An 11,647-nucleotide genomic window follows, 5' to 3' on the forward strand; every position below is an offset into this window, starting at 1 on the left:
AACGCAGTCATGACTCAATCCCTGGCCGATATGCGCCGCGACTACACCCGTGATGGCCTGGCCGAGGCCCAGGCCCCGGGCGAGCCGTTCGCGCTGTTCCATCACTGGTTTGGCGAGGCGGTGAAGACCGAGCAGCCACCGGTGGAGGCCAACGCCATGACCCTCGCCACCGTCGATGGCGAGGGGCGTCCGCACTGTCGTGTGCTGTTGCTCAAGGGGCTCGATGAGCGCGGCTTCACCTTTTTCACCAACTATGACAGTGCCAAGGGCCAGCAACTGCTGGCCAACCCGTTCGCGGCCATGACCTTTTTCTGGCCAGCGCTCGAGCGCCAGGTACGGATCGAGGGACGGGTGGAAAAGGTCAGCGCTCAGGAGTCGGACGACTACTACCAGGTACGTCCGCTGGGCAGCCGTCTGGGCGCCTGGGCGTCGCCGCAAAGCCGGGTGATTGCCGATCGTGCCGAGCTCGAAGGGTTGGTCAAGGCCACCGAGGCGCGGTTCTCCGACACCCAGCCGCATTGCCCGGAACATTGGGGCGGCTACCGCCTGCTGCCTGAACGGATCGAATTCTGGCAGGGGCGCTCCAGTCGCTTGCACGATCGCCTCAATTACCGCCTGGTCGATGGTCAGTGGCTGCGTGAGCGGCTGGCACCGTGATCATCAGGGGCCGCTTGCGGCCCCGCCATTGCTCGGCAGGACGTGGTCCCCATCCAGCCATTCAGCGGCAAAATACCGACCTGCAACGCCTGTCACTGCGACGATGAAGTAATCCACGACTATTATTGGTCTCATTGGTGAAGTGGGCGGCAAGTCGCTTGGCGCCTGTACTCGAGCTGAATGAAAACAATTTAATAACGTTTGTGTCGTGACACCCATCTACACGGGGAGTCTAATGGACACCTGACTTATGGAGATTCCCCATGCGTAAATCCGTTTTGATGGTGGCGAGCTTCACCACCATGGCGCTGTTGCTCGGCGGCTGCCAGTCCAGCCTGACCGGTGACAGCTATTCCCGAGATGAAGCCCGTCGCGTGCAGACCGTGCGCATGGGCACCATCGAATCCCTGCGCCCGGTCAAGATCGAGGGTACCAAGACGCCGATCGGTGGTGGTGCCGGCGCCATCGTCGGTGGTGTCGCGGGCAGTGCCGTCGGCGGTGGTCGTGGCAGTATCGTCGCTGCGGTGATCGGCGCCGTGGCCGGTGGCCTGGCAGGTTCGGCTGCTGAAGAAGGCCTGACCCGCACCCAGGGCGTTGAAATTACCGTGCGTGAAGACGACGGCAGCATGCGCGCCTACGTGCAGCAAGTGCAGCAGAACGAGATCTTCCGCGTGGGCGAGCGCGTGCGCATCATGACCGTCGACGGCACCAGCCGCGTCACTCACTGATTTCGCAGCGCAAAGAAAACCCCGATCCGGCGAGGCCGGTCGGGGTTTTTTTGTGCCTGGTGCTATCAGCTGGCTGCAACCGCCACTTGTCGCTTGCGGCTGGCCGCCGCAGTCACGGCATAGCCGATCAATGCTGCGAAGAGCGAGCCGGTGAGGATGCCCATGCGGTCCTCTCCGGCATACTCGCTGACACCGGATGGGAAGGCCAGGGAACCGACGAACAGGCTCATGGTGAAACCGATGCCGCAAAGAATCGCGACGCCAAGCACCTGCCCCCAGTTGGCGCCCGCCGGCAGGGCGGCCAGGCGCAGTTTGATGGCCATCCAGGTCAGGCCGAACACGCCGACCGTCTTACCCAGCAGCAATCCGATGGCGATGCCCATGGGCACCGAATGCGTGAAGCTCTCCGCGCTGGCGTTGACCAGGGATACACCTGCATTGGAGAAGGCGAACAGCGGCAGGATCGCGTAGGCCACCCAGGGGTGTAGCGCGTGCTCCAGGGTGAGCAATGGAGAGGTACTTTTCTTGCCGCCAGCGCCCAGCGGGATGAACATTGCCAGGGCCACGCCGGCGAGGGTGGCATGCACGCCGCTCTTCAGCACGCAGACCCAAAGTACCAGCCCCACGATCAGGTAGGGTGCAAGCTTCTTCACCCCTAGACGGTTCATGCCCAGCAGAGCCAGCAGACAGCCCCCTGCAAGCATCAATGCCATGCTCGAAAGCTCGCCGGAATAGAACAGGGCGATGATGATGATCGCACCCAGGTCGTCGATGATCGCAAGGGTCATCAGGAACAGTTTGAGCGACACAGGCACACGCTTGCCGAGCAGCGCCAGCACGCCAAGGGCGAAAGCGATGTCGGTCGCGGTAGGGATGGCCCAGCCGGCAAGTGTCGCGGGGTTGTCACGGTTGATGAACCAGTAGATCAGCGCCGGGACCAGCATGCCACCGACTGCGGCGGTGGCCGGCAGGATGATCTGCGAAGGTTTCGACAGCTGGCCCTCGAGCACTTCGCGCTTGACCTCCAGCCCGATCAGCAGGAAGAACAATGCCATCAGGCCGTCGTTGATCCACAGCAGCAGCGGCTTGGCGATCTCCAGGGGGCCGATTTGCACAGCGACGGGGACGTCGAGAAAACTGACGTACAGATGCGACAGCGGGGAGTTGTTGACGATGAGGGCGATGATCGCCGCGATGATCAGCAGCAAGCCGCTGGCGGCCTCCAGCTGAAGGAAACGATTGATGAGGCTGCGCACGGGGATGGGTCTCCAGTACGTTGATCGAACGGAACGGGAGTACACCCTAACGCGCAACGATATTCTTTAAAACAAAAATTATATTCTTTTTTGTTATAAGTGGTTTCACTTTGGCCTTGTGAGTCTTGCGCGGAAATATTCGCTTGGATTTTAGGATTACTCAGACAACTAACGGGCCTTTCTACCATTGAAATGCACGTTGAAATACTCGTGGGAAAACGTCGCAGCCGAACATGCACGAAGGAAGGAGAGTTGGATGTCGCACAGTAACCTACATCCTGCTTGGATCGTTCACCCGCAAGGTTGGCTACGACAAACCGCGTTCAGGCGACGTGGCGCCTGAGTTTCTCGTGTTCTACTGGGGCAACTGGCTGCGGGGTGCGTTGCCGCTGGCAGCTTTCGATCTTGATGAGCGCAGCGGTTATCGGCAGGCAGTTGCGCCAGCGGCTAGCTTGATGGTGACGCTGGCTCCGCAGCAGCTTGTGGGCGACAGCGACTTCACTGCGCGCCAGCTGGGAGGTTATCGCAGCGTGACCGCAAGGAGCTGGACAAGACTGCGAGTCGCAAGTTGGGCTATGTGGCCGAGTACCGCAAGAACCGCAGTGCTCGGCAATAGCCGCAACCTCGTGCAACTGGCCTGGCTTGGGGCGTCAGGCCTTGATTCCGAGTATGTCGCGCGCGACCGCTTCAGCGATCCGAATGCCATCGACGCCGGCCGACAGGATGCCGCCGGCATAGCCTGCCCCTTCACCGGCCGGGAACAGGCCCTTGAGATTCAGGCTCTGGTAGTCCTCGCCACGGGTGATGCGCAGCGGTGAGGAGGTGCGCGTCTCGATACCGGTCAGCACTGCATCGTGCAGGTTGTAGCCCTTGATCTGGCGATCGAAGGCCGGTAGCGCTTCGCGAATCGCCTCGATGGCGAAGTCTGGCAGGCTGGGGGCCAGGTCCCCGAGGGTGACGCCTGGTTTATAGGAGGGTTCGACGCTGCCCAGCGCCGTGGACGCACGACCTGCGACGAAATCGCCGACCAGTTGCGCCGGCGCCTGGTAGTTGCTGCCACCCATGACATAGGCGTGGGCTTCCAGGCGTTCCTGCAACTCGATACCAGCCAGCGGGCCGCCCGGGTAGTCACGCTCAGGATCGATGCCCACGACGATGCCAGAGTTGGCATTGCGCTCATTACGCGAATACTGGCTCATGCCGTTGGTGACTACGCGCCCCGGCTCGCTGGTGGCCGCGACCACGGTACCACCCGGGCACATGCAGAAGCTGTAGACCGAACGACCGTTCTTGGCGTGGTAGACCAGCTTGTAGTCGGCGGCGCCCAGTTTCGGGTGGCCGGCATACTTGCCCAGGCGCGCCTTGTCGATCAGCGATTGGGGATGCTCGATACGGAAGCCCACCGAGAATGGCTTGGCCTCCATGAACACGCCCTTGGCGTGCAGCATGCGGAAGGTGTCGCGGGCGCTGTGGCCCAGGGCCAGCACTACATGGCGTGAGTGCAGCTGTTCGCCGCTTTCGAGCACCACACCGGTGAGCTGTTCGCCCTCGAGCAGCAAGTCGGTAACCTTTTCCTGGAAGCGGATTTCACCGCCCAGGCTGATGATTTCCTCACGCATCTTCTCGACCATGCTGGTCAGGCGGAAGGTGCCGATGTGTGGCTTGTTGATATAGAGGATTTCTTCCGGCGCACCCGCCTTGACGAATTCTTCGAGCACCTTGCGGCCATGGTGCTGCGGATCCTTGATCTGGCTGTACAGCTTGCCGTCGGAGAAGGTGCCGGCGCCGCCTTCGCCGAACTGCACGTTGGATTCGGGGTTGAGCACGCTCTTGCGCCACAGGCCCCAGGTATCCTTGGTGCGCTGGCGCACTTCCTTGCCGCGTTCGAGCACGATCGGCTTGAAACCCATCTGCGCCAGCAGCAGGCCTGCAAAGATGCCGCACGGGCCGAAGCCGACCACGATCGGACGCTGCTGAAGATCGGCAGGTGCATGTCCGACGAACTTGTAGCTGACGTCCGGTGCCACGCTGATATTGCGATCATCGGCGAACCTGTGCAGAAGCTCGGCTTCGTTGCTGGCTTCGAGGTCGATGGTGTAGATGAACAGCAGCTCGCTGTTCTTCTTGCGCGCATCATAGCTGCGCTTGAACAGGTTGAAGCCGAGCAGTTGCTCGTCGCGGATCCCCAGGCGCTGGACGATAGCCTCGCGCAAGGCTTCGTCGGGATGGTCCAGGGGCAGCTTCAGTTCGGTGATTCGTAGCATGGCAGGGTCCAGTATCCCGGCCATGGGCGGCCGGCGGCTTTACTCAAACCGCCAAGTATAAGCTGTTCGCCGGCCTGACTGGCAGGATAAAAGTACCCGATGATCAGTTGTCGCGCGCACCGCCGTAGTAGGCGCAGCCTTGCAGGGTCTGGCCATCGATGCGCAGTTCGGCGCGTAGATGGCGCACGGCACCGGTGCCAGGCTCGACGCAACGCTGCGGCGCGACCCACAGCTCGACGCGCTGGCCGTTGGCTTCACTGGACAGGCTAAGGCCGCCGCCGGGCATCTGCTCTTCGAGGAACGGCAGCGGCAGCGGATCCTTGTCGGCACGGTTGATCACCATGCCCTTGCCGCTGGCCTTGATGTCCCAGTCGGGTGCATGCCCGCCGGCACGCAGGGTCAGTTGCTTGAAGTTGGGGTCTTCGCAGGCGCTGGCGGAGTTTTCGACGCGGTACAGCCGGGTGACGTCCAGCTGACCGTCACTGTTGGCCTCGCGGCTGCCGGCCAGGCGCCCGCGGAGGTCGGCGAACAGTGAGGCCTTGGGGCCATTGGCGAGGTTGGCGGCTTCCTGCAGGACACCGGTGCCGGCGGCATCCTTGACCACGAAGCGGCGTGCCTCGCTGCAAGGCTTGAACAGCAACTGACCGTTGGCTGCGCTCAGTTCGCCTTGCATGCGCGTGGTGCCGACGTTCGGGTCGCTTGGTTGCTCGGCGAGCATCTGGCAACCGGCGAACAGGGGCAGCAGGGCAGCGAGCAGCAGGGGAGGGGTGAGGCGCATCGGTGGACTCCGGGGTCGCGGCGGGTTGAAGTTGGCCACGTTACCCAGCGGGGAGCGGCTTCACAAGGGGCAGGCCGCAGGAACAGTACCGGCCACCGAACCTCCACCCCCATGAAAAAAGGGCCCGCAGGCCCTTTGATCATTCAACCACCCAGGTACGCGTCCCGTACCTTCGGATCGGTCAGCAGTGCTTCCCCGGTCCCTTGCATCACCACCTTGCCGTTCTCCAGCACATAGGCGCGGTCGGCGATCTTCAGCGCCTGGTTGGCGTTCTGCTCAACCAGGAACACCGTCACACCATCACGGCGCAGCTGTTCGATGATATCGAAGATCTGCTGGATGATGATCGGCGCCAGGCCCAGCGACGGCTCGTCGAGCAGCAGCAGCTTGGGCTTGCTCATCAGCGCCCGGCCGATGGCCAGCATCTGCTGCTCGCCACCGGACATGGTGCCGCCGCGCTGGGTGAAGCGCTCCTTCAGGCGCGGGAACAGTTGCAGGACCTTGTCCATCTGCTCCTGGTAATCGCCCTTGTCGGTGAAGAAACCGCCCATGGCCAGGTTTTCCTCGACGGTCAGGCGGGCGAACACACGGCGGCCTTCCGGCACGACGGCGATGCTCTTGCGCATGATATGCGAGGAGGGCTGGCCGACCAGCTCTTCGCCCAGGTACTTGATGCTGCCGCTGTGTGCCTGTGGCGAGCCGCACAGGGTCATCAGCAGGGTCGACTTGCCGGCGCCGTTGGCGCCGATCAGCGTGACGATCTCGCCCTGGTTGATTTCCACGTTGACGCTGTGTAGCGCCTGGATCTTGCCGTAGAAGGTGGAAACGTTCTCGAACTTCAGCATTTACGCTTCCCCCAGGTAGGCCTTGATCACATCAGGATTGCCGCGAATCTGTTCCGGCGTGCCATCGGCCAGCGGCGTGCCCTGGTTGATCACCACGATGTGGTCGGAAATGCTCATCACCAGTTTCATGTCGTGCTCGATCAGCAGCACGGTCACGTTGTGCGATTCGCGCAGGTAGCCGATGAGGGCCTTGAGGTCTTCGGTTTCCTTGGGGTTCAGGCCTGCTGCCGGTTCGTCGAGCATGATGATCCGTGGCTGGGTCATCATGCAGCGGGCGATTTCCAGGCGGCGTTGCTGACCGTAGGCCAGGGTGCCGGCGGTACGGTTGGCGAATTCGGTCAGGTTGACCTTCTCCAGCCAGTACTGGGCCCGCTCCATGGCTTCCTTCTCGCTGCGGCGGAAGGACGGGGTCTTGAACAGGCCGGCAAAGAAGTTGGTGTTCAGGTGCCGGTGCTGGGCGATCAGCAGGTTTTCCAGCGCGGTCATTTCCTTGAACAGGCGTACGTTCTGGAAAGTCCGCACCACACCCTTGCGGGCGATCTGGTGGCCGGCCAGGCCTTGGATCGGCTGGCCGTCGAGCAGGATGGTGCCGCCACTTGGCTTGTAGAAGCCGGTCAGGCAGTTGAACACCGTGGTCTTGCCGGCGCCGTTCGGGCCGATCAGGGCCACCACCTGTTTTTCCTTGACGGTCAGGCCCACGCCGTTGACCGCCAACAAGCCGCCGAAGCGCATGCTCAGGCCGCTGACTTGCAGAATTTCGCGGCTCATCGACGCAGCTCCATGTGTGGACGTTGCATAGGCAGCAGGCCTTGCGGACGCCAGATCATCATCAACACCATCAGCGCACCGAACATCAGCATCCGGTATTCGCTGAACTCACGCATCAGCTCAGGCAGCAGGATCATCACGATGGCCGCTAGAATCACGCCCAGCTGAGAGCCCATGCCGCCAAGCACGACGATGGCGAGGATGATCGCCGACTCGATGAAGGTGAACGACTCCGGCGTCACCAGGCCCTGGCGCGCAGCGAAGAAGCTGCCGGCGAAACCTGCGAAGCAGGCGCCCAGGGTGAAGGCCGAGAGCTTGATCACGGTAGGGTTCAGGCCCAGCGCGCGGCAGGCGATCTCGTCTTCGCGCAGCGCTTCCCAGGCACGCCCGATCGGCATGCGCAGCAGGCGGTTGATCACGAACAGCGCCAGCAAGGCCAGCAGCAGGGCGACCAGGTAGAGGAAGATGACCTTGTTGATCGAGTTGTATTCCAGCCCGAAGAACTCGTGGAAGGTCTGCATGCCCTCTGCCGCGCGGGGTTGGAAGGTGAGCCCGAAGAACTCGGGTTTGGGGATGTTGCTGATGCCGTTGGGGCCGCCGGTCCAGTCGGTGAGGTTGCGCAGGAACAGGCGAATGATTTCGCCGAAGCCGAGCGTGACGATCGCCAGGTAGTCACCGCGCAGGCGCAGTACCGGGAAGCCGAGCAGGAAGCCGAAGGTCGCGGCCATGAGGCCGGCGATCGGCAGGCAGACCCAGAAGCTCCAGCCCAGGTAGTGCGAGAGCATGGCGTAGCTGTAGGCGCCGACGGCGTAGAAACCGACGTAACCCAGGTCGAGCAGGCCGGCCAGGCCGACCACGATGTTCAGGCCCAGGCCCAGCAACACGTAGATCAGGATCAGGGTGGCGATGTCGACCGCGCCGCGCGAGCCGAAGAACGGCCAGATCAGCGCGGCCACGATCAGGCCGAGGATGATCCAGCGCTGGGTCTTGGGCAGGGTCAGGAAGTTGCTGACCGAAGGCGGGATCAGTTTGCGATCCGAGCGCCCGCCCATCACCGAACTCCACTGCTTGTCGAACAGCACGCGCAGGAACATCAGTATCGAACACACGGCAATGATGCTGATGGTGAAGCTGCCCTGGCTGTGCACGATCAGGCTGATGCCGTCGATGCTCAGCTTCAGGCCCAGCACCGGGAAGGCGACGGCCCAGACCAGCAAGGCGCTGAAGAACGCCTGTTTGAGATTTCTGTTCATACTTTTTCAACCTCCGGACGGCCTAGGATGCCGGTCGGCCGGAACAGCAAGACGAGAACCAACAAGCCAAACGCCACCACATCCTTGTATTGGTCGCCGAAGATGTCGGCGCCGAAGGCTTCGGCCACACCCAGCACCAGCCCGCCGAGCATGGCGCCCGGAATGCTGCCGATGCCGCCCAGTACCGCCGCGGTGAAGGCCTTCAGGCCCACCAGGAAACCGGCGTTGGGGTTGATCACCCCGTACTGCATGCTCAGCAGTACGGCCGCCACGGCCGCCAGGGCAGCACCGATGACGAAGGTCAGGGCGATGATGTTGTTGGTGTTGATGCCCAGCAGGTTGGCCATCTTGATGTCCTCGGCGCAGGCGCGGCAGGCGCGGCCCAGACGGGAGCGGGAGATGAACAGGGTCAGGCAGGTCATGGCCACCAGAGTGACCACGAACACCAGGATCTGCATGTAGGACACCAGCACTTCCTCCGCACCGCCCGGGCCGAACGAGAAGGCGCCCGGAATCAGGTTGGGGATGGATTTGTCCTTGGAGTCCTGCGACAGGAGCACGGTGTTCTGCAGGAAGATCGACATGCCGATGGCGGAAATCAGCGGGATCAGGCGGTTGCTGTTACGCAGCGGTCGGTAGGCGACCCGCTCGATGCTGTAGCCATAGGCACTGGTGACGCAGATGGTGGCGACGAAGGCCACGGTCATGAGGATCGGCAGCGAGTGAATGCCCATCATGGCCAGCCCCGCGAGGGCGATGAAGGCCACGTAGGATCCGATCATGTACACCTCGCCGTGGGCGAAGTTGATCATCCCGATGATGCCGTACACCATCGTGTAACCGATGGCGATCAAGGCATAGGTGCTGCCGATGGTCAATCCATTAACCAGTTGTTGGAAGAAATGGTAGATCTCAGGCATTACAGCGCTCCTAAAAACCTGATTTGCATTTCGCTGGCGGGCGATGGGCCCGGCCCGTTTCGTGGTCTTCGCCAAGTCAGTGGGCACAGCCAGGAAACCGCGGGTGACGGTTTTAAGATTTTCAGGTGAACCGGCTCCCGGATCGCGGGAATCAGGTCCATGAACCTCGTAAAACAAAGCCCACTGCTCGCACAGTGGGCTTCTCGGTCAGCTATTAGTCACGCAGTTACTGAGGGGAGACTTCGGTCTTCGGCTTGCCGAAGTGCCATTCGTAGACCACGAACTTGAAGTCTTTCAGGTCGCCTTTCTCGTCGTAGGACAGCTCGCCGGTCGGGGTCTTGAACTTGCCGGCGTGGATGGCGGCTGCCACCTTGTCGGTGTCTTCGGACTTGGCGGCTTCGATACCCTTGGCGATCAGCTCGACAGCGGAGTAGGCCGGGAACACGAACGGACCGCTAGGATCCTTGCCGTCAGCCTTGATGGCGTCGACGATGGCCTTGTTCTCAGGGGCAGCGTCGAACGACTTCGGCAGGGTGACCAGCAGGCCTTCCGAAGCGCCCTGGGCGATCTGCGAGATGGAGTCGTTGCCGACACCTTCCGGCCCCATGAACTTGGCTTTCAGGCCCTTCTCTTGCGCCTGGCGCAGGATCAGGCCCAGCTCTGGGTGGTAGCCGCCGTAGTAGACGAAGTCGACGTTGTTCTGCTTGAGCTTCTGGATGATCGAGGAGAAGTCCTTGTCACCGGCGTTCAGGCCTTCGAAGACGGCGACCTTGGTGCCTTTCTTCTCGAGGGTCTGCTTGACCGCGGTAGCGATGCCTTCACCGTACTGCTGCTTGTCGTGCAGGACGGCAACGACCTTGGGCTTGACGTGGTCGGCGATGTAGTTGCCGGCCGCCGGGCCCTGGGCGCTGTCCAGACCGATGGTGCGGAAGATCAGCTTGTAGCCACGCGCGGTGATTTCCGGGGAGGTGGCGGCAGGGGTGATCATGATCACGCCTTCGTCTTCGTAGATGTCGGACGCAGGCTGGGTGGAGCTGGAGCACAGGTGGCCGATGACGAACTTGACGCCGTCGTTGACCACTTTGTTGGCGACTGCAACGGCCTGTTTCGGGTCGCACGCGTCGTCATATTCCTTGGCCTCGAGCATCTTGCCGTCGACGCCACCCTTGGCGTTGATGTCTTTGATGGCCTGTTTGGCGCCGATGAACTGCATGTCGCCATATTGCGTGACCGGACCGGTCTTGGGACCGGCGATGCCGATCTTGATGGTGTCGGCGGCAAACGAATGGCTGGCTACCCCGGCCAGGACCATTGCGGCGAACAGCTTGGAAATCTTGATCATAGTGCTCCACTCATTCTGTTGTAATTCTTATAGTCCTGGCGGCCAGGGCTACAGACCGGGCGGGATTTGCGGCACGCTCGTGCCATGTCGCAAGCCCACCTTCCCCCGGAACATGTCCCGGAACTGTACCGGTACAGTGTAGAGCGCTGTCCGAGCGCTTGAAAAGCGGGCGAAAAGCGCCTGTTTCCCGGGGTGTCGCATGATCGACATAAAGATATAGAAAAGCGCCATCACTTTGCCTCTATCCCGAGCCCAACCCCATATAACCGGGGCCCGTCGATCAAATTACGTATTTGAAACCGGGTTTTTCTGCAAAAATGCCGGCCTTTTCAAATGGCCATTCTGTCGGCAGGAAAACCCATGACTGATCACACAAGCACCCTCTATGCCAAATTGCTCGGCGAGACCGCGATTATCGAGTGGAAAGCCTTGGAGCGTTTCTGGGCCAAGGGTGACCTGATTTGGGTCGACTCCAGCCTGGATCTGATCGCCGTTGCCGAGGCGATGGCCGAGAATCGCAGCGAAATCTTCGCCAAGTGGCGTAACGATGGCGTTGTCGGACCGCTCAGTGCAGAGCAGGCGCTAGACCTGCAAAGCCGCGATCCCGAGATCTGGGCGGTGGTAGTTTCGCCGTTCATCGTGATCCAGGTGAAGAAAGCGGAATAACTGCGGGCTTTTTTAGTGCGTAAAAGTAGTTGATTGCACCTTGTTGGTGCGTGTTGACGCTGACGTAAGGTGGAAGTAAGTAACAAGTCGCCGCTGCGTTCGCCACTGCGGTAACAGTTTACGGGATGCGTAATATCCCCGTAGGAGCGGGCTTGCCCGCGAATGCGTCG

Annotated in this window: 11 protein-coding genes; 3 read left to right on the plus strand and 8 right to left on the minus strand. The window is 61.7% G+C overall.

The genetic code is table 11. From position 1 onward, the window contains the following. Positions 1-9: 9 nt before the first annotated feature. Complete coding sequence (gene pdxH / locus AC2CGW_RS14485; protein ID WP_186711167.1) at positions 10-657, plus strand: pyridoxamine 5'-phosphate oxidase; 648 nt, start codon at positions 10-12, stop codon at positions 655-657. 263 nt (positions 658-920) lie between these two features. Further along, positions 921-1,385: an outer membrane lipoprotein gene (locus AC2CGW_RS14490; RefSeq protein ID WP_054891758.1), complete on the plus strand. Its 465-nt coding sequence runs from the start codon at positions 921-923 to the stop codon at positions 1,383-1,385. Positions 1,386-1,450: 65 nt separating this feature from the next. Here the strand turns inward: AC2CGW_RS14490 and nhaA are convergent, their stop codons facing one another. From nhaA to AC2CGW_RS14530, 8 genes are all read right to left on the minus strand, one after another. Continuing rightward, positions 1,451-2,641 (minus strand): Na+/H+ antiporter NhaA, encoded by a 1,191-nt coding sequence (gene nhaA / locus AC2CGW_RS14495; protein ID WP_186720740.1) that lies wholly within the window; start codon positions 2,639-2,641, stop codon positions 1,451-1,453. 650 nt (positions 2,642-3,291) lie between these two features. Next, positions 3,292-4,905, minus strand: a complete 1,614-nt coding sequence (locus tag AC2CGW_RS14500; RefSeq protein ID WP_288374546.1) for an NAD(P)/FAD-dependent oxidoreductase — start codon at positions 4,903-4,905, stop codon at positions 3,292-3,294. Positions 4,906-5,008: 103 nt separating this feature from the next. Then, the gene (locus AC2CGW_RS14505) at positions 5,009-5,683 is read right to left on the minus strand and encodes a COG3650 family protein (protein WP_484574211.1); all 675 of its coding nucleotides are present in this window, start codon (positions 5,681-5,683) and stop codon (positions 5,009-5,011) included. A 143-nt stretch (positions 5,684-5,826) separates the two neighbouring features. After that, positions 5,827-6,528, minus strand: a complete 702-nt coding sequence (locus tag AC2CGW_RS14510) for an ABC transporter ATP-binding protein (RefSeq protein WP_054891753.1) — start codon at positions 6,526-6,528, stop codon at positions 5,827-5,829. Further along, positions 6,529-7,296, minus strand: coding sequence for a high-affinity branched-chain amino acid ABC transporter ATP-binding protein LivG (gene livG / locus AC2CGW_RS14515; protein WP_411383951.1), 768 nt, complete (start codon positions 7,294-7,296; stop codon positions 6,529-6,531). It abuts the gene before it with no gap. Beyond that, positions 7,293-8,549, minus strand: a complete 1,257-nt coding sequence (locus AC2CGW_RS14520) for a high-affinity branched-chain amino acid ABC transporter permease LivM (protein WP_186710865.1) — start codon at positions 8,547-8,549, stop codon at positions 7,293-7,295. The genes livG and AC2CGW_RS14520 overlap by 4 nt, the downstream gene beginning before the upstream one ends. Further along, entirely contained in the window at positions 8,546-9,469 is a 924-nt protein-coding gene (gene livH / locus AC2CGW_RS14525) for a high-affinity branched-chain amino acid ABC transporter permease LivH (RefSeq protein ID WP_039575990.1), read from the minus strand. The genes AC2CGW_RS14520 and livH overlap by 4 nt, the downstream gene beginning before the upstream one ends. 226 nt (positions 9,470-9,695) lie before the next feature. After that, positions 9,696-10,811, minus strand: a complete 1,116-nt coding sequence (locus AC2CGW_RS14530; protein ID WP_186710867.1) for a branched-chain amino acid ABC transporter substrate-binding protein — start codon at positions 10,809-10,811, stop codon at positions 9,696-9,698. Positions 10,812-11,171: 360 nt separating this feature from the next. Between AC2CGW_RS14530 and AC2CGW_RS14535 the strand changes: the two genes are divergently transcribed. Continuing rightward, positions 11,172-11,477, plus strand: a complete 306-nt coding sequence (locus AC2CGW_RS14535; RefSeq protein ID WP_186668452.1) for a DUF2288 domain-containing protein — start codon at positions 11,172-11,174, stop codon at positions 11,475-11,477. The last annotated feature ends 170 nt before the right edge of the window (positions 11,478-11,647 follow it).

The organism is Pseudomonas sp. SYWMCR5 (genome assembly GCF_057197165.1).